The organism is Mycolicibacterium confluentis (genome assembly GCF_010729895.1).
GTDB classification, from domain to species: domain Bacteria; phylum Actinomycetota; class Actinomycetes; order Mycobacteriales; family Mycobacteriaceae; genus Mycobacterium; species Mycobacterium confluentis.
In genome coordinates, this window is record NZ_AP022612.1 from 1,962,151 (window position 1) to 1,980,259 (window position 18,109).

An 18,109-nucleotide genomic window follows, 5' to 3' on the forward strand; every position below is an offset into this window, starting at 1 on the left:
GTGAGTATCGAATTTTCGAGTGTGCTCGGCCATCCCCGTCCCACGGTGTACGCGTGGCACACCCGGCCCGGAGCGCTGCAGCGGTTGCTTCCACCGTGGCAGCCGCTCACCCCGGTGCGGGAGGCGCCGTCGCTGGCCGACGGCCACGCAGTGCTCGGTCTGCCGGGTGGCCTGCGCTGGGTGGCCCGGCACGACCCGACCGGATTCCGCCCGCCGCAGCAGTTCGTCGACACATGGGCGTTCGGCGCCCTGCAACCCTGGCGGCACGTGCACGAGTTCCTCGAGCACGACGGCGACACCACGCTGATGCGGGACCGGGTCACCGCACCCGTGCCGGCCGCACTGCTGCGGCCGATGTTCACCTATCGGCATCGCCAACTCGCCGACGACCTCGCGATCCACCGCGACGCCGCGCAGCGACTCGAACGTCCGCTGACGATCGCCGTGACCGGATCCTCGGGGCTGGTCGGGACCGCCCTATGTGCCCTGCTCAGCACGGGCGGACACCGTGTCGTGCGACTGATCCGCGGCGGCGAACCCGGCGCCGACGAACGCATCTGGGATCCCGACGATCCCAGCCCCGACCTGCTCGACGGCGTCGACGGCCTCGTGCACCTTGCCGGCGCCTCGATCGCGGGGCGGTTCACCGAAGCACACAAGGCCGCGATCCGCGACAGCCGGATCGGCCCCACACGTCGGTTGGCCGAGGTCGCGGCCCGCGCGTCGGATGGGCCCTCGGTGTTCGTGAGCGCCTCGGCCGTCGGGTTCTACGGGGCCGACCGCGGTGACGAGGTCCTGACGGAGGACAGCGCCGCGGGTTCGGGATTCCTGGCCGAGGTGGTGCGGGACTGGGAGGCCGCGACGGGTCCGGCCGCCGACGCAGGGGTGCGGGTGGTGCGCGTGCGCACCGGGATCGTGCAGGCCGCGCGGGGCGGCACCCTGCGTCTGCTGCGCCCGTTGTTCAGTGCGGGTCTGGGGGGACGCCTCGGCGACGGCGAGCAGTGGTTGTCGTGGATCGGCATCGACGACCTGACCGACATCCACTACCGTGCGCTGTTCGACGACCGGCTCAGTGGTCCGGTGAATGCCGTTGCGCCGCAACCGGTCCGCAACTCCGACTACACCGCCGCGCTGGCCCGCACGCTGCATCGGCCGGCCGTCCTGCCGGTGCCGTCGTTCGGCCCGCGGACACTTCTGGGCGCCGAGGGCGTCACGGAGTTGGCCGAGGCCTCACAACGGGTGCAGCCCACCGCGCTGTCGAACCTCGGGCACCGGTTCCGGCACCCCACGATCGCCGCGGCGCTCGCGCATCAACTCGGTCGGGCGTGAGCGACCGGTTGCCCGACCCGGTCCAGGAATCCGGAAACCAGCGTGCGCACCCGATCCGCCGTCGCGTCGCGCTGTGCCGCGGTGTCCGCGCGGAGCTTCTCCACGTCAGCGCCCGCGCGTTCGACCTCGTTGTCGCGGTCCTCTTCGATCCACAGTTCGAGCAGCGCGGCGTTGAGTTCGGGATGGAACTGCAGGGCCAGGGTGCGGCCCATGGTGAACGCCTGAGAGGCCGCGCTGCTGCGGGCCACCTCGACCGCGCCCGGGGGCACTGTCCACCGGTCGAAGTGCCACTCGAACCACGGTCCGCTGGAGATGAAATCCGGTGTGGTGCTGGATACTTCGTACCAGCCGACTTCCGGGGAGGGGGAGCGGGACACCGATCCGCCCAACGCCTGCGCGATCAACTGCCCGCCGAAGCACACGCCGAGCACCCCGACCCCGGCGGCCTGCGCGTCGCGAAGGAACTGCATCTCGGCACCCACCCACGTCGACAGCAGCGCCTCGTCGTGCACCGACCAGCGTGAACCGAGTGGCACCACGACGTCGTAGTCGGTCGGGTCGGGGAACACGACGTCGACCGCCGGATCATCCAACCGGTCCGCAGGGACCACGTTGAGGATGTCGATGTCGAACCCCTGCTCGGTGAACACCTCGCCGAGCAGGGCCTCGGGAGCCGACGGGTCGTTGTAGATGAAGAGAAGACGACGTGCCACGGGGGAGAACTTTACTGGCGCCTCCGTCACCGCGTGGGGTGGGTGGGTGGCGCGTGCTCGGGTGCGACGGCCGCGCCGATCCTGCGGAACAGCGTGTCGGCGGCGTTGGAGTAGTTCCCCTCGGGGTCGAAGGCTCGCTCATCGAAGGTGGCTGCCGTGGCGATCGAGATCCGGCGTTGAGGCAGGTAGGCCCCTACTGCGGCATACCCGAAGAACATCGGGTTCTGCAGCAGCCAGTCACCGGAGAGCACGATGCCCAGGCCGTACGTGTACTGCTCGGTCTGCGGGGCGCAGGTCGGGCATCCGGGCGCGCTGTGAGTCCTGCCACGCAGATCCTTCGACGCGAAGATTCGGTAGCTGTCGGCCGAAAGGAGTTCGCCCGATCCGATGCCGGCCGACGAGGTCGCGAGGTCTTCGATGGTCGTGGTCTGGATCGCGCCGTGTGTGATGGTCCACGACGGATTCCAGTAGGTGGAATCCTCCAAAAACGGCACCGTCGCCGGGATGTCCAGGGCGGCCCGCCGTTCGGCGGTGAACGCGTGCAGGGCGGGTTCGGGAATGGCTGGGGTGAAGGAGTTGGCGGTGTTCCGCAGCCCCAGCGGATCAAGGACCTTCTCCGACAACAGTTTCGGCATGGGCTCACCTGTCGCCCGCTCCAGCGCCAGGCCCAGCAGCACATAGTTGGTGTGGGCGTAGCTCCAGTTGGTGCCCGGTTCGTACTGCAGCGGCTTGGTGACCGCGAACTGCAGCAGCTCCTCAGGCGTCCACTGCCGGAAGGGATTCTCGTAGAGCTCGTCGCCGAAGGCGTCGTTGCCCAGGACGTAATCGTGGTAGCCCGAAGTCATCTGGGCCAACTGGCGCAGCGTGACGCGGTCGGCGTGAGCGATGTCGGGCAGGTAGTCGGACAGTGGGTCGTCGAGGCCGACCCTGTTCTCCTCGGCCAGGATCAGCAGAAGCGTGGACACATACGAGATCGCCACGGCGCCGTTGCGGAAGTGCATGTCCGTGCTGGCGGGCACGCCGGTCATGGACTCACCGAACGCCTCGCTGATGACCTCCTTGCCGTCGATCGTGACCCGCACCAGCGCGGACTCCAGGTGTTCGGAGGCCATCACATTGGTCACGATGGCCCGGATGTCGTCGGCCTGCGCGGTGCGCGTGGTGGGCGCGACTGTCGGCGGATTCTCGGGTGACACGCACCCGGTCAGGCATAGCGCGGCGACGAGCACGGCGGCACTTCTTCGGATCATGGTGCGAGCTTGCCTCCTCGGCGCTCCGTTTGGGGTTCCAGGTGGACGCGACGCGCCGTGCGGGCTCCCGGGCCGCGCGTAACATCGGGTGATCGAGGTCGTCGCGACAGCACTTGTGATCGGCACGGTTGCCGTACATTTCGCGTTCATCGGTTATCTGGTGATCGGCGGTTTCCTCGCGCTGCGATGGCGGCGCACTCTGGCCCTGCACATCCTGGTGGTCGCGTGGGGGATCGGCAGCACGGTGTGTGCGCTGCCGTGCCCGCTGACGTCGGTGGAGCGGTGGGCGCGCGCCCATGCGGGCATGGCGCCACTGCCCCCGGACGGGTTCATCGCCCACTACCTCACGGGTGTGCTCTATCCCGAGAACGCGGTCGGTGTGGTCCGCGCCCTGGTGGTCGGTGTGGTGCTGCTGTCCTGGCTACTGGTCCACAGGCACGAGTTCCGCGCCACACGTACATCGGTATGAACCGCCGCCGTCGGGGCAGTGACATTCGGACTCGATGCGTACACGACACCCGCAGCCCTCGTGCGAACACGTGAGCAGGGTTCCCTGTTCGTTTCCCATCCTTCGATGGTGCCCCTCACGCGGCCTCGGCGTGGGCGAACTCGACCGGCAGACTGGTCGGTCCCGTGATCCCGCTCAGGGGCTTCCAGGGATGACGCGCGATCACCCGCGGTTCGGGGATCCGCGCGGTGATCGTGACCAGTGCCTCTGACAGTTCGAGCTTGGCCAGATGAACACCCAGGCAGTAGTGGATTCCGCTGCCGAATGTCAGGATCGGCGCGGCGCCCTCGCGCGTGATGTCGAGGTGGTCTGGATCGTCGTGGACGGCCGGGTCGCGGTTGGCCGATGCGGTGTTGGCCAGCACCGTGGTGCCCGCCGGGACCCGGTGGCCGGCGAGCTCGACGTCCTCGGTCGTCACTCGCAGCGTGGAGAACACGATCGGGCGGTGCCGGATCAACTCCTCAACGGCGCGGGGTGCCAGTTCGGGGTTCTCGTGCAGCAGGCGCCACTGGTCCGGGTGGTCGCACAGGTCCTCGATCGCCGCGCCCAACTGGTTCCGGGTGGTGTCGGTCCCAGCCATCAGGAGCCCACCGGCCAACATCAGCAGTTCGTCGTGACTCAGTCGGTCCCCGCCGTCCTCGCAGCGGATCAGGTCGGAGAGCAGATCGTCGGTCAGGTGCTCCCGGCGGTCGGCGATCATTCCGTCGACGTGCGCGTCCAACTCGCTCCATGCGGTGAGGATGGCGTCCTGGTTCGCCGCGGCATCCCAGCTGAACAGGCGCAGCACGTCTTCGGCCCAGGCGGAGAAGCGCTGCCAGTCCTGACGCGGTGCCCCGAGCAGGGCGCAGATGATCGGCACCGGATACGGGCGGGCGATGTCGGTGACCATGTCGCAGGCCCCGGGCTGATCGTCCAGGAGTCCCGAGATGACGTCGATGCACGCGGCGCGCATCCGGGCCGCCGACTTCGGGGTGAACGCCTGGGCGACCAGCCTGCGCAGCCGGTGGTGTTCGGCGCCGTCCAGGCACAGCAGGCTGTTGGCCGCGCGGTCCCACAGCGGCCCTGAGGTGACGCCCTGCGGCGCCAGGGCGAAGCCCTTGGGCACCATGAACCGGTCATCGCGCATCACCGCGCGCACCAGGTCGTGGCTCAGCACCTCCAAACCATGCGGTCCCATCGCGATCGGACCGCGTTCCCGGGCCGTGCGGATCTCCCGGTGCGCGGCCTCGGGGTCGTCGAGGTGGTCGTAGGCCAGATCGGAAATCGCTGCAGTGCTCATGAGGCGATCGTCGGCGCGCAGGCGCCCGCGGGGGAGAGTAGTCGGCTACCTGTTTGCGCAGCACTGACACGGGTCACTCTGCACCTGTGACAGCACTGGGACGGCGCCTCGCCGGCGTGGTGGCCTTGCTCATCTGTGCGGCCCTGCTGGTGACGTCCTGCGGCGTGACCCGCGGCGATGACCCCGCTGGAATGCATCGTCTGCGGATGATGGTCCCGAACAGTCCGGGCGGCGGCTACGACCTGACCGCGCGCACCGCCGTGAAGATCCTGGAGGACGAGGACATCACGGGCCGGATCGAGGTCTTCAACGTCATCGGTGCGGGCGGCACGGTGGCGATGGCCCGGTTGATGAACGAACGCGGCAACGGCGATCTGATGATGATGATGGGCCTCGGCGTGGTCGGCGCGACGTTCACCAACGGGTCGAAGGCCAGGGCCTCGGAGGCCACGGCACTGGCCCGCGTGGTCGAGGAACAGGAGGGCATCCTGGTGCCCGCCGACTCACCGTTTAGGACGGTGCAGGACTTCGTCGCGGCGTGGAAGGCCGATCCGGCGAAGGTCACCATCGGCGGTGGGTCCAATCCCGGCGGGCCGGACCATCTGTTCCCGATGGAGACCGCCAAGGCAGTCGGCGTGGATCCGACGAGGGTCAACTTCGTCTCCTATGACGGCGGCGGAGATCTTCTGACGGCCCTATTGGGCAACAAGATCGCCGCGGGCACATCGGGTCTGGGGGAGTATGTCGATCAGATCGAGGCCGGGCAGGTTCGGGTGCTCGCGGTCTCGGGCGAGAAACGGGTCGAAGGCATCGACGCTCCCACACTGCAGGAGTCGGGTATCGACCTGACGTTCACCAACTGGCGCGGCGTGATCGCCCCGCCCGGGATCGCCGCCGAGGACCGGGCCTCGATGGTGCGGGTGCTCGAGGACCTGCACAAGACCCAGGCGTGGAAGGACGCGCTGGTCAAGAACGGCTGGAGTGACGCGTTCCTGACCGGTCCGGCGTTCGAGCAGTTCCTGCGGGACCAGGACAACCGCGTCGAGTCGACGCTGACAGATCTGGGGTTGGTATGAGCAGTCCCGAACAACGGGAGAAGGCTCCCCCGGACCGGGCGCAGTACATCGTCTGCGTCGTCCTGGTGGCGGTCGGCGGATTCCTGATTTATGACGCCGTGACGATGGCGGGTGGCTTCGCGGAGGTGGATCCCGTTGGGCCGCGGTTGTTTCCGCTCGCAATCGGGGTGGGCCTGCTGCTGCTGGCGGCCGTGCTGGCCGTAGCGATCCCACGGGGATACCGCGGTGAGGCGGATGCCGGTGAGGACGTCGACCCGGACATGCCCAGTGACTGGCGCACCGTCGCTCTGCTGATCGGGCTGTTCGTCGGACTGATCGTGCTGGTGGAGCCGCTGGGGTGGGCAGTCGCCGGTGCGCTGTTCTTCGCCGGATGCGCCACGGTGCTGGGCAGTCGGCACTACATCCGCAACCTCGTCATCGGTGCGGTACTGGCGGTGGGAACGTTCTACGCATTCTACTCGGGGCTCGGAATCCCGCTTCCCGCAGGCATTTTGGACGGGATTCTGTAGATGGAGAACTTCGACTGGCTGCTGCAGGGGTTCGCCGAGGCCGCGACCCCGATGAATCTGCTGTACGCCGTGATCGGCGTGCTTCTCGGTACCGCGGTAGGCGTGCTTCCCGGCATCGGGCCGGCCATGACGGTGGCTCTGCTGCTGCCGGTCACCTACAACGTCAGCCCGAGTGCGGCGTTCATCATGTTCGCCGGAATCTTCTACGGCGGCATGTACGGCGGATCCACCACGTCGATCCTGCTGAACACGCCGGGGGAGTCGTCTTCGGTGATCACCGCGATCGAGGGCAATCGGATGGCCAAGACGGGACGAGCCGCCCAGGCGCTGGCGACCGCGGCCATCGGATCGTTCGTCGCGGGGGCGATCGGCACCGCTCTGCTGGCGGGTTTCGCGCCCGCGGTGTCGCGGTTCGCGGTCACCCTGGGCGCGCCGTCGTACCTGGCGATCATGCTGTTCGCGCTGGTCGCGGTCACCGCGGTGCTCGGCTCGTCGAAGATGCGCGGCCTGATTTCGCTGCTGCTGGGGTTGGCCATCGGTGTGGTCGGCATCGACTCGCTCACGGGTCAGCCCAGGGCCACCTTCGGGATTCCACTGCTGTCCGACGGCATCGACATCGTGGTGATCGCCGTCGCGGTCTTCGCGGTCGGGGAGGCGCTGTGGGTGGCCGCGCACCTGAGACGCCGACCGGCAGAGGTGATTCCGGTCGGCCGGCCGTGGATGGGACGGCAGGACTGGGCGCGGTCGTGGAAGCCCTGGTTGCGTGGCACCGCTTACGGTTTCCCGTTCGGCGCGCTGCCAGCGGGCGGGGCAGAGTTGCCGACGTTCCTGTCGTACATCACCGAGAAGAGGCTGTCCAAGCACCCCGAGGAGTTCGGCAAGGGCGCCATCGAGGGTGTGGCGGGGCCGGAGGCGGCCAACAACGCCTCGGCCGCGGGCACGCTGGTCCCGATGCTGTCGCTGGGCTTGCCGACAAACGCGACCGCGGCCGTGATGCTGACGGCATTCGTCTCCTACGGCATCCAACCGGGGCCCACGCTGTTCGAGAAGGAGCCGTTGCTGATCTGGACTTTGATTGCCAGCCTCTTCATCGGCAATCTTCTACTGCTCGTGATCAACCTCCCGTTGGCCCCGCTGTGGGCGAAACTGCTCCGCACGCCGCGGCCGTACCTGTATGCCGGAATCCTGTTCTTCGCGGCACTGGGTGCCTTCGCGGTCAACCTGCAGCCCCTCGATTTGGTGCTGCTGTTGGTGTTCGGGCTGATGGGGCTGATGATGCGACGGTTCGGATTGCCGGTGCTGCCCTTGATCATTGGGGTCATCCTCGGTCCGCGCATCGAGCGCCAGCTTCGGCAGAGCCTGCAACTCGGCGGCGGCGAGTGGAACAGCCTGTTCACCGAACCGGTCGCGATCGTGACCTATGTGCTGATCGTCCTGCTGCTGGCGGCGCCGTTGGTGCTGCGCCTGATGCACCGCAGCGAGGAGACCCTGCTGATCGTCGAGGACGACGAGGACCAGAAAGCGAAGGCCAGGCACACATGATCGTGATCGGATACAGCGCCGACCGATACGGCGCCGCTGCCCTCGAGGCCGGCATCGCCGAGGCCCGCTGGCGCCAGACCGCGATTCGGGTCATCAACGCGACGTCGGGCCAGGCGTACGTGGACCCGCGGTTCGCGCGGTCCGGTCAGATCGTCGACCTCGCGACCCACCTGGCCGAGACGGGTGTGCCGTTCGAAGTGCATCAACCAGTGGGAGTCGACGTCGTCGAGGAACTGCTCGAAGCCATGGACCATCCGGGCGCCGAACTGCTGGTGATTGGCATCCGGCACCGCAACCCAGTCGGAAAACTGCTGATGGGAAGCGCCGCGCAGCAGCTCATCCTGGAGTGTCCCAAGCCGGTGTTGGCGGTGAAACCCGACGAGGACTGAGGCAGGTCAACCCGCTGTGGCGACGCGGCGGTGGCTCAGGGCCAGGCGCTCGAGGCGGGCCGAGGCGCTGTCGATGTCGGCACACATCGGCAGTTCGTGCGAGGTGTCGCAGATCCGAAGCATGCGCCGTACCGGTGGTCCGCCGACGAGCATCCAGTCGACGTCGCGGCGGGTGCAGTGCACGCTGATGTAGTAGAGCGCCGTGAAGCCAGCCGTGCCGAAGAAGTCGACGGCTCGGAGGTCGAGGACCATCTGCCGCGAGGTGCCGGTGTGGCGCTCGACGTACTGACCGAGCGAACGTCCGTTGACGGCGTCGACGTCACCGCACACCGCGATGTGAATGCGGGTCGAGGTCGCGGGGTACACCGAGTACGTGGCTCGGCCGTATCGCTTCGACTCGGTCAGGGTGGTGGGGTCTGGCCGATAAAGTCTGATGGTGCCGGTGGAAGCGTGCATCGCACTCCCTACACAACGTTGTGGATTTGGAGGGCCCCACAACGGGGGCGCGGCTGGAAGCTCAACCTGGTTGCAGACTTTACTACGGAATTCGTCGTGTGGGACCTGTTCAGCGGATTTGCCGAAAGTTACCCGCGTTTGACCAGGTACGGGAGGTCGAAAATTGCCGCTTGGAAACCGGAATCTTATTTTCAACACGAAATCAGTTGTTTGAGGTGGCTCAAACCACTCATACCGTGATCTGGATGTCTCCGTCGACCTCGGTCGCCGGGTAGCAGCGCACCGACAGCCCACTGCCGGACACCTCGGCGCCGGAGCACATTTCAAAGGAGTAGCTGTGCAGCGGACACACCACCACATCGTCGTCGGCGAGTCCGTCCGCCAAGGGCCCGCCGCGGTGTGGGCAGACGGCGTCCAGAGCGCGCAGTGAACCGTCCCGCAGGCGATACACCGCGATCTGCTCTGCGCCGACGGCGAAGCTGCGTCCCTCACCGACGGGGATCTCCTCGACGCGACCCACTCTGACCTCGCTCATCGGACCGGCACCTGCGGCAACGGCAGCAACGGCAGCGCCGTGCGGAACTGCCCCTCGGCCACCGGATCGCGCCCCTGAAGCCACGGATCACGATAGGCGGCAACGGATTTGGCCATCCTCCTGTCGAGTCCGGTGACCACGTCCTCGGTGCCGTCCACTACGACGGCGCGGATGTGCTCGATCCCGCGCCGCGGCACCCACGCATACGTGCGCTCCAGCCAGTTGGCATCCTCGCGGTAATACTGCAGGAACCGTCCGGTCAGCGTGATCACCTCCTCGGGGGTGTCCACCGTGGCCAGCAGGTCGCCCTTGCGGATGTGCGCGCCCGCGGCGCCGCCCACGTAGATCTCCCAGCGACCCCCGTCGACGGCGACCACACCGAGGTCCTTGCACAGCGCCTCGGCGCAGTTGCGGGGGCATCCGGTGACGGCGAGCTTCATCTTGGCCGGGCTGGCCAACCCCTGATAACGCTCCTCGATCGCGATGCCCAGGGCGGTCGAGTCGCCCAGTCCGAATCGACAGAAGTCACTTCCCACACAGGTTTTCACGGTGCGGAAGCTCTTGCCGTAGGCGTACCCCGAGGGCATATCCAGGTCGGCCCACACCGCGGGCAGGTCCTCTTTGCGCACGCCCAGCAGGTCGATGCGCTGTCCGCCGGTGCACTTGATCATCGGGATGTCGTACTTCTCGGCCACGTCGGCGATGCGGCGCAGTTGGCCCGGTGTGGTGACGCCGCCCTTCATCTGCGGGACGACCGAGAACGTGCCGTCGCGCTGGATGTTGGCGTGCACGCGGTCGTTGATGAACCGAGCCGAGGTGTCATCGACGAACTCGTCGGCCCACATCATCTCCAACAGGGACGACAACGCCATTTTGGAGTTGGCATCCGGCTTGCCGTCGGGGGCCAGTGCCGCGAACACCGAAGAGACGGAATGCAGTTCGAACTCGCGGATCATCCGCATGAGCGTCGGCTTGTCGTACGGGATGCTCGGGACGTACCACGACGCGGAGGGGTCCTCGGTGGCCGCGCCGCCCGCGGCCCACTCGACGACCTGGGTCACCAGTTGGCGGCACGCGCCACAACCCTTACCGGCTTTGGTCTTCGCCATGACGCCGGGCACCGACGTGGTGCCCTGGGCCACGCAGTCCACGATCGCGCACTTGGGCACGCCGTTGCAGTTGCAGATCTGCGCGTCGTCGGCCAGTTCGGCCACCCCGACCTCGACGTCGGGCGTGCCGAGGTCGAACATCAGCGACACCCGTTCGTCGGGCAGGGGCAGGCCATTGTCGAACGCCTGGGTCAGGAACGACACCTTGCTGACGTCTCCCACCAGGGTCGCGCCGACCAGCTTGCCGTCGCGGATCACCACGGTCTTGTAGACGCCGTGCCGCGGTTCGCTGTACTGGACGAACTCGTCGTCGGGGTGTTCGGGGTGTTTGAGGCCCATCGCGGCGACGTCCACGCCGGCGACCTTGAGCTTGGTGGCCACCCGCGAACCGTGATACGCGGCGCTGCGGTCGGTTTCGGTGATGTGGTCGGCAAGCACCTTGGCCTGCTCCCACAGTGGCGCGACCAGGCCGTAGACCTGTCCACGGTGTTGGGCGCACTCGCCGACGACGTAGACGTCGTCGTCGTCGACCGAACGCATGTGGTCGTCGGTGACGATCGCACGCTCGACGGTCAGGCCCGCGCGCTGCGCCAGGCCGACGTTGGGTCGGATCCCCGCGGCGATCACGAGCATGTCGCAGTCCAGCATCCCGCCGTCGGCGAACCGAACGCCGGTCAGGACCCCGTCTTCGACGACGACCTCGGTGGTGCGCTTGTCGACATGCACACCGATGCCGAGATCCTCGACGGACCTGCGCAGGATCGCACCCGCGGCATCGTCGAGTTGGGCGTTCATCAGCGTCGAGCCCGCGTGCACCACATCGACTGTCAGGCCGCGGTTCTGCAGGCCGCGGGCTGCCTCCAGACCCAGCAGGCCGCCGCCGATCACCACCGCCCCGCTGTGGTCGGCCGCCGCGGCGATCATCGCCGAGGTGTCATCCAGGGTGCGGAATCCGAAGACACCGTCGACCAGGTTCTTGTCGTCGGCCCACAGCCCGGCCATCGGCGGGAAGAACGAGCGGCTCCCGGTGGCCAGGATCAGCTTGTCGTAGCGCATCCGGGTGCCGTCGTCGGCGTGCACCATATGCGCGAAGGTGTCCAGGCGCACCACGCGCACCCCGGCCCGCAGGGCGATGCCGTTGTCGCGGTACCAGTCCAGGCCGTTGAGGTAGATCTCATCCGGATCATCCTTGCCGGCAAGGACATTCGACAGCAGGATGCGATTGTAGTTTCCGTAGGGTTCGTCGCCGAAGACCGTGATGTCGAACGCCGCACCACCGCCGCGGCTCAGGATCTCCTCGATGGCCCGGATACCGGCCATCCCGTTGCCCACGACCACCAATTGTGGCCTGCGCCCGCTCATCAGACCTCCACCAGACCCAGGTCGACGACGACGCTTCCCGACACACCCCTTGGCGCACTGACATACAACTCCAGCACGGTGTCGGCCAGCAGATCCTCGACCACGCGCAGCGCGACGTGGGTGGCGCCCTTGGCGGCAATGGGGAACCAGCGCATGGGTTTTCCGTCGCGGAACAACACCACGCTGACCATCTGCTTGGTCGAGTTCCCCCCGCGGAAGTACACCGGTTGGCTCACGGTGCCCGCGGGCACCACGTAGCGCAGTGACTCATCGAGCAGGACTGGATCGGAGTACCCGTTGCCCTCGAACTCGAAGGCGCCCTGCAGAAAGTGTGGTGTGCTGCCGTCCGACATGGGTCGAAGCTAGGTCCGATGTGTTTCCATCGGGTTGCGCAGGTGAGTCACCGACGAATACCCCTGCGCACCGCGCCCGAGTGCTCACCGTGAGGCCGAAAGCCCTGTGAGCCGCAATTGACCTTTCGGTCATGAACGTGCAACGGATGCGGAATCCGCAGGCCGTAGACCTGGAGACGACGCGAGAACCACCCCTGCATTCACGATCTTCGAAAGGCTGCCGATGCCCACCCTGTCCGCCACGGTCCCGGCCCGATGGAAACGCTCCCGTGACATCGAGCATTGGGACGCCGAAGATGTCGTGGCCTGGGAGAATGGCAACTCCAAGATCGCCAGGCGCAACCTGATCTGGTCGATCGTCGCCGAGCACGTCGGCTTCTCAATCTGGTCGATCTGGTCGGTCATGGTGCTGTTCATGCCGCAGGACGTCTACCACATCGACGCGGCGGGCAAGTTCTTCCTGGTCGCGATGCCCACCCTGGTGGGCGCGTTCATGCGGATTCCGTACACCATCGCCCCGGCGAGGTTCGGCGGCCGCAACTGGACCGTCGTCAGCGCCCTGCTGCTTCTCATCCCCACCGTGCTGACCTGGTATGTCATGAGCAACCCGGGCACGTCCTACACGACGTTCATGATCGTCGCGGCGGTCGCGGGTTTCGGCGGCGGCAACTTCGCGTCGTCGATGACCAACATCAACGCGTTCTACCCCCAGCGACTCAAGGGCTGGGCGCTGGGCCTCAACGCCGGCGGCGGCAACATCGGCGTCCCGGTGATCCAACTGATCGGCCTGTTGGTGATCGCCACGGTCTCCAACACCGCGCCGCACGTGGTCTGTGCCATCTACCTGGTGCTCATCGCGTTGGCCGCCCTGGGCGCCGCGCTGTTCATGGACAACCTGCGCAATCAGCGCTCCAATCTGGGCGCGCTGGCCGAGGCCCTGCGATTCCGGCACTCCTGGGTCATGAGCTTCCTGTACATCGGCACGTTCGGATCCTTCATCGGCTTCTCGTTCGCGTTCGGCCAGGTGCTGCAGATCAACTTCCTCGCCGGCGGGGACACCGCGGCGCAGGCGTCGCTGCACGCGGCACAGATCTCGTTCGTCGGCCCGCTGCTGGGCTCGATCTCGCGCCCCTTCGGCGGCCGTCTGGCCGACCGCATCGGAGGCGGGCGGATCACGCTCTACACGTTCGTGGCGATGATGTTCGCCGCGGGCATCCTCGTGGTCAGCGGCGTGCTCGACGACGCCATGGCGGGCGCGCCGACCAGTGCGCAGATGGTCGCCTACGTCGTCGGGTTCATCCTGCTGTTCATCCTTTCGGGCATCGGTAACGGGTCGACCTACAAGATGATCCCGTCGATCTTCGAGGCCAAGGCGCAGGGTCACGATGAGTGGAGTCCGTCCGAGAAAGCCGCGTGGTCGCGCGCGATGTCGGGGGCGCTGATCGGCTTCGCCGGTGCCGTCGGTGCGTTGGGCGGCGTGTTCATCAACATCGTGCTGCGTGCGTCCTACGTCAGCGACGCCAAGTCCGCCACCAACGCGTTCTGGGTGTTCCTCGGCTTCTACGTGGTGTGCGCGATCGTGACGTGGTTCGTGTTCCTGCGGATGAAGTCCGCGGCACCCACCGGCGAGCGCCTGCGCTCCTCGGTGTCGGCACCCGTGGCGGCCGGATGATCCGAAGCGCCCAGGCGACAAGAACAGCCTGCTCGTACTGCGGGGTGGGGTGCGGGATCTCAGTCGAGACCCGGCCCGACCCCGACACGGGCGCGCCGGTGATCGCTCGGGTCAGTGGTGACAAGCTGCACCCGGCCAACCACGGCCGGTTGTGCACCAAGGGCGCCACACACGCCGAGTTGATGGCCGCGGCCGACGGACGGTTGACGACGGCACTGCTGAGGCTCGACCGTGGTGCGGACCCCGTCGCGGTGCCGGTCGACGATGCCGTGGCCGAGGCCGCGGCCAGGCTGCGGGCCCTCATCGACGAGCACGGACCCGACGCCGTCGCGCTGTACGTGTCCGGGCAGATGTCCATCGAGGCCCAATATCTGGCGACCAAGCTGGCCAAGGGTTTTCTGCGGACCGTGCACATCGAGTCCAACTCGCGCCTCTGCATGGCCAGCGCCGGAACGGGATTCAAACAATCGCTGGGCGCCGACGGCCCGCCGGGCTCCTACGCCGACTTCGACCGCGCCGACCTGTTCTTCGTGATCGGCTCGAACATGGCCGACTGCCACCCGATCCTGTATCTGCGGATGGCCGAGCGCCTGAAAGCCGGCGCGACGTTGATCGTCGTGGACCCACGGCGCACCACCACCGCCGAGAAGGCCGATCTGTTCCTGCAGATCAGCCCGGGCACCGACCTCGCACTGCTGAACGGAATCCTGCACCTGCTGGTGGAGAACGGCGACATCGACCACGATTTCATCGCCGAACACACCGAGGGCTGGGCGGGCATGCCCGAGTTCCTGGCCGACTACTCGCCGGACCGGGTGGCCGAGATCACCGGACTCTCCGAGGCCGACATCCGCGAAGCGGCCGCAATGATCGCTGCGGCCGGGGACTGGATGTCGTGCTGGACCATGGGGCTCAACCAGAGCACGCACGGCACGTGGAACACCAACGCGATCTGCAACCTGCACCTGGCGACCGGCGCGATCTGTCGTGAGGGCAGCGGGCCGATGTCGCTGACCGGTCAGCCCAACGCCATGGGCGGCCGCGAAATGGGTTACATGGGAGCGGGTCTGCCCGGCCAGCGCAGTGTCCTGGTCGACGACGACCGGACGTTCGTCGAGGCGCTGTGGGACCTCGAGCCGGGCACCATCCGCCGCGACGTCGGGCCCGGCACCGTCGCGATGTTCGAGCAGATGGCGGCCGGCGAGGTCAAGGCCTGCTGGATCATCTGCACCAATCCCGTTGCGTCGGTGGCCAACCGGGCGACTGTGATCGAGGGACTGCGCAAGGCCGACCTGGTGATCACGCAGGACGCGTACAGCGACACCGCGACCAACGCCTATGCCGACATCGTGCTGCCCGCGGCGCTGTGGGCCGAATCCGACGCCGTGATGGTCAACTCCGAACGAAACCTGACGCTGCTGCAGCAGTCCATCCCGGCCGTGGGGGAGGCGCGGCCGGACTGGGAACTGATCTGCGATGTCGCCCAACACCTCGGTTTCGGTGAGCATTTCGCGTTCAAGTCCAGCGAGCAGGTGTTCGACGAGATCCGGCGATTCCACAACCCCCAGACCGGTTACGACCTGCGTGGTGCCAGTTATGAGCGGCTGCGCCGCACCCCGCTGCAGTGGCCGTGCCCGCCCGAGGACGCCCCGGGAGGCGGCGATGACCGGCATCCGGTCCGCTACCTCAACGACGGCGTGAGCCAGTACCTGTTCGTCGACGCCGACGGTCGTCAACCCCGCCTGGCGTTCGCCACCCCGTCGCGGCGCGCGAAGTTCTACGCCCGGCCCCACCTGAATCCGGCCGAGATGCCTGATGAGGCGTATCCGTTGACGCTCAACACCGGCCGCCTCCAGCATCAGTGGCACACCATGACCAAGACCGGTCGCGTCGAGAAGCTCAACCGACTCAACCCTGCGCCGTTCGTTGAAGTCCATCCCGACGATGCCGCCGCGCACCTCATCGCCGACGGCCAACCGGTGGAGTTGACGACGCGGCGGGGCCGGGCCGTCCTGCCCGCCGTCGTCACCGACCGCGTGCGCCGGGGCAGCATCTGGGCGCCGTTCCACTGGAACGACACCCACGGCGCCGACCTGACCGTCAACGCCCTGACCAACGACGCCGTCGACCCCGATTCACTGCAGCCGGAGTTCAAGGTCTGCGCCGTGCACGTGCGCCCAGTGGCGGCCGACCACCCGCTGATCGCAGCGTTCGGCCTGCAACATCAGCAGCCGCCCGTCCTGACCGAGGACGAGAAGATTTATCTGGCAGCGCTTCTGGGTGCCGTCGCGGCCGGGTCCCCGGGAGTCCCGGTGCTGCCCGAGACGGCGCCGGTGCGCGCGCAGGTCCGCCTGTGGGTCAACGGCCGACTCGCCGGTGCGCATTCGCGCCTGACTCCTGAGATGGCCGCACCGGAGGAGGCCGCGGTCTCGGGTCCGTTGGTGGTGTGGGCCTCCCAGACCGGCACCGCCGAGGAGTTCGCGGCCCGGGTCGCCCAGCAGTTGGGCGCCGGCGCGCGCCTGGTGGCCATGAACGACTGCACCGTGGCGGACCTGGTCGCGGCGCGCGAGGTTGTCGTGGTCACCTCGACATTCGGCGATGGCGGACCGCCCGACAACGCCGCCGACTTCTGGGACCGCCTGCGCGCACCCGATGCGCCCACCCTGACCGGACTGCGGTACGCCGTGCTTGGTGTCGGCGACCGCGCCTATGACGAGTTCTGCGGCTACGCCAAGGCCCTCGATGCGCGGCTGTCCGACCTGGGCGCAACCAGGATGTTCGAGCGCGCCGAGTGCGAGGCCTACGACGACGACCCCATGACGGCCTGGGCCGAGCAGGTCACCTCTGCACTCGCCCGGACCCCGTCGACCGCGCGCCCCAAGGCCGCCGCCGAACCGTTCACCCGCGCGTGGCCGTTGCCCGCACCCCTGGTCCGTAACGTGCGGCTCACCCCGGGCGGCGCGGCAAAAGAGGTGCGCCAGTTCGGATTCGACATCTCCGCACACGTCGCCGAGCACGGCGTCGGTTACGCCGCGGGCGACTCGCTCGGCGTGTTCGCCGTCAACAGTGACTACGCGGTGAACGCCTGGCTGTCCGCGACCGGGATGTCCGGCACCGAGGTCGTGGTGGTCGACGGAGCGGAGACCAGCCTGCGTGAGGCGCTCACCACGTCCTATGACATCTGCCGCGTCACTCCCGGGCTGCTGAGCTTCGTCGCCGAACAGTGCGGAGACAAGTCGGCCGCCAAGACGCTGCGTAAGGGCGGTTGGTTGTCCAACCGCAATGCGCTGGACGTGCTGCGTGAGATGCCCGTGCGCGCCGATCCCGAACGCTGGCAGGAGGTGCTGGTGCGCCTCACGCCGCGGCAGTACTCGATCTCGTCGAGTCCGTTGGTGAGCCCGCACGAGATCCAGTTGACGGTGTCGGTGGTGCGCTACCGCGGCAGTGACGGCGGTGCGCGGGGCGGGGTCGCGTCCACGTTCCTGGCCGATCGGGCCGACGGTGCGGGCGTGCCGGTCTTCCTGCAGAGGTCCCCGCACTTCCGTCCGCCCGCCGACGCGCAGACCCCGATGATCATGGTGGGGCCCGGCACCGGGGTCGCGCCCTTCCGGGCGTTCCTGCAGGAGCGCCGCGCGCTCGGCCATCCCGGGCGCAACTGGCTGTTCTTCGGAGACCAGCACCGGGCCGAGAACTTCTACTACCGCAGTGATCTCGAGGACATGGTGGCCGACGGCCTGCTGAGTCAGTTGGACCTGGCGTTCTCGCGCGATCAGAAGAAGCGCGTGTACGTACAGCACCGGATGCGTGAGGCCGGCGAGCAGTTGTGGCGCTGGCTCGAGGACGGCGCGCACTTCTACGTGTGCGGGGACGCGACGCGGATGGCCAAGGACGTCGACGACACCCTGACCGAGATCATCAGGGCACACAGTGGGATGTCGAATGAGGCTGCGCACGAATACAAGCGGATGCTGATCGCCGACAAGCGTTACGTGCGCGACGTCTACTGAGCCGCCACCGACCTGAGTTC

The 18,109-nt window shown here is 67.7% G+C and carries 16 protein-coding genes; 8 read left to right on the forward strand and 8 right to left on the reverse strand.

Annotated features, from left to right (window positions below; genetic code table 11):
* Window positions 1–1,329, forward strand: coding sequence for a TIGR01777 family oxidoreductase (locus G6N34_RS09055; protein WP_085155592.1), 1,329 nt, complete (start codon window positions 1–3; stop codon window positions 1,327–1,329).
* On the opposite strand, the gene G6N34_RS09060 is transcribed toward G6N34_RS09055, so the two are convergent.
* Window positions 1,311–2,042 carry a type 1 glutamine amidotransferase gene (locus G6N34_RS09060; protein ID WP_085155591.1) on the reverse strand — a complete coding sequence of 244 codons (732 nt, stop codon included), beginning with the start codon at window positions 2,040–2,042 and terminating at the stop codon, window positions 1,311–1,313. The two genes, G6N34_RS09055 and G6N34_RS09060, sit on opposite strands and share 19 nt — an antisense overlap.
* A gap of 26 nt (window positions 2,043–2,068) precedes the next feature.
* Window positions 2,069–3,292 (reverse strand): serine hydrolase domain-containing protein, encoded by a 1,224-nt coding sequence (locus tag G6N34_RS09065; protein WP_085155590.1) that lies wholly within the window; start codon window positions 3,290–3,292, stop codon window positions 2,069–2,071.
* 88 nt (window positions 3,293–3,380) lie between these two features.
* Between G6N34_RS09065 and G6N34_RS09070 the strand changes: the two genes are divergently transcribed.
* Window positions 3,381–3,761 carry a DUF2784 domain-containing protein gene (locus G6N34_RS09070; RefSeq protein ID WP_234813074.1) on the forward strand — a complete coding sequence of 127 codons (381 nt, stop codon included), beginning with the start codon at window positions 3,381–3,383 and terminating at the stop codon, window positions 3,759–3,761.
* Here G6N34_RS09070 and mymT read toward each other — a convergent pair.
* Together mymT and G6N34_RS09080 are read right to left on the reverse strand one after the other, a co-directional pair.
* Complete coding sequence (gene mymT / locus G6N34_RS09075; RefSeq protein ID WP_085155589.1) at window positions 3,714–3,860, reverse strand: copper-binding metallothionein MymT; 147 nt, start codon at window positions 3,858–3,860, stop codon at window positions 3,714–3,716. The two genes, G6N34_RS09070 and mymT, sit on opposite strands and share 48 nt — an antisense overlap.
* A gap of 16 nt (window positions 3,861–3,876) precedes the next feature.
* Complete coding sequence (locus G6N34_RS09080; RefSeq protein ID WP_085155588.1) at window positions 3,877–5,079, reverse strand: cytochrome P450; 1,203 nt, start codon at window positions 5,077–5,079, stop codon at window positions 3,877–3,879.
* 95 nt (window positions 5,080–5,174) lie between these two features.
* Between G6N34_RS09080 and G6N34_RS09085 the strand changes: the two genes are divergently transcribed.
* From G6N34_RS09085 to G6N34_RS09100, 4 genes are read left to right on the forward strand one after another with little or no spacing between them, the layout of a single operon-like run.
* Window positions 5,175–6,155 carry a Bug family tripartite tricarboxylate transporter substrate binding protein gene (locus tag G6N34_RS09085; RefSeq protein ID WP_276061077.1) on the forward strand — a complete coding sequence of 327 codons (981 nt, stop codon included), beginning with the start codon at window positions 5,175–5,177 and terminating at the stop codon, window positions 6,153–6,155.
* On the forward strand, window positions 6,152–6,664 hold the full coding sequence (locus tag G6N34_RS09090; RefSeq protein ID WP_085155585.1) for a tripartite tricarboxylate transporter TctB family protein: 513 nt from the start codon (window positions 6,152–6,154) through the stop codon (window positions 6,662–6,664). Before G6N34_RS09085 ends, G6N34_RS09090 begins: the two co-directional genes overlap by 4 nt.
* Entirely contained in the window at window positions 6,665–8,206 is a 1,542-nt protein-coding gene (locus G6N34_RS09095) for a tripartite tricarboxylate transporter permease (RefSeq protein WP_085155583.1), read from the forward strand.
* Complete coding sequence (locus G6N34_RS09100) at window positions 8,203–8,595, forward strand: universal stress protein (RefSeq protein WP_085155581.1); 393 nt, start codon at window positions 8,203–8,205, stop codon at window positions 8,593–8,595. Before G6N34_RS09095 ends, G6N34_RS09100 begins: the two co-directional genes overlap by 4 nt.
* A 6-nt stretch (window positions 8,596–8,601) precedes the next feature.
* On the opposite strand, the gene G6N34_RS09105 is transcribed toward G6N34_RS09100, so the two are convergent.
* The 4 genes from G6N34_RS09105 to G6N34_RS09120 all read right to left on the reverse strand — a co-directional run bounded on the left by G6N34_RS09105 (window position 8,602) and on the right by G6N34_RS09120 (window position 12,410).
* On the reverse strand, window positions 8,602–9,051 hold the full coding sequence (locus tag G6N34_RS09105; protein WP_085155579.1) for an STAS domain-containing protein: 450 nt from the start codon (window positions 9,049–9,051) through the stop codon (window positions 8,602–8,604).
* A gap of 229 nt (window positions 9,052–9,280) precedes the next feature.
* Window positions 9,281–9,586, reverse strand: a complete 306-nt coding sequence (locus G6N34_RS09110; RefSeq protein WP_085155577.1) for a Rieske (2Fe-2S) protein — start codon at window positions 9,584–9,586, stop codon at window positions 9,281–9,283.
* Window positions 9,583–12,057 (reverse strand): nitrite reductase large subunit NirB, encoded by a 2,475-nt coding sequence (gene nirB / locus G6N34_RS09115; protein WP_085155575.1) that lies wholly within the window; start codon window positions 12,055–12,057, stop codon window positions 9,583–9,585. The genes G6N34_RS09110 and nirB overlap by 4 nt, the downstream gene beginning before the upstream one ends.
* Window positions 12,057–12,410, reverse strand: a complete 354-nt coding sequence (locus G6N34_RS09120) for a molybdopterin oxidoreductase (protein ID WP_085155573.1) — start codon at window positions 12,408–12,410, stop codon at window positions 12,057–12,059. Before G6N34_RS09120 ends, nirB begins: the two co-directional genes overlap by 1 nt.
* Window positions 12,411–12,633: 223 nt before the next feature.
* Here G6N34_RS09120 and G6N34_RS09125 point away from each other — a divergent pair, with 223 nt between their 5' ends.
* Window positions 12,634–14,082: a nitrate/nitrite transporter gene (locus G6N34_RS09125; RefSeq protein WP_085155571.1), complete on the forward strand. Its 1,449-nt coding sequence runs from the start codon at window positions 12,634–12,636 to the stop codon at window positions 14,080–14,082.
* Window positions 14,079–18,089 (forward strand): bifunctional nitrate reductase/sulfite reductase flavoprotein subunit alpha, encoded by a 4,011-nt coding sequence (locus G6N34_RS09130; protein ID WP_085155569.1) that lies wholly within the window; start codon window positions 14,079–14,081, stop codon window positions 18,087–18,089. The genes G6N34_RS09125 and G6N34_RS09130 overlap by 4 nt, the downstream gene beginning before the upstream one ends.
* Window positions 18,090–18,109: the final 20 nt, after the last annotated feature.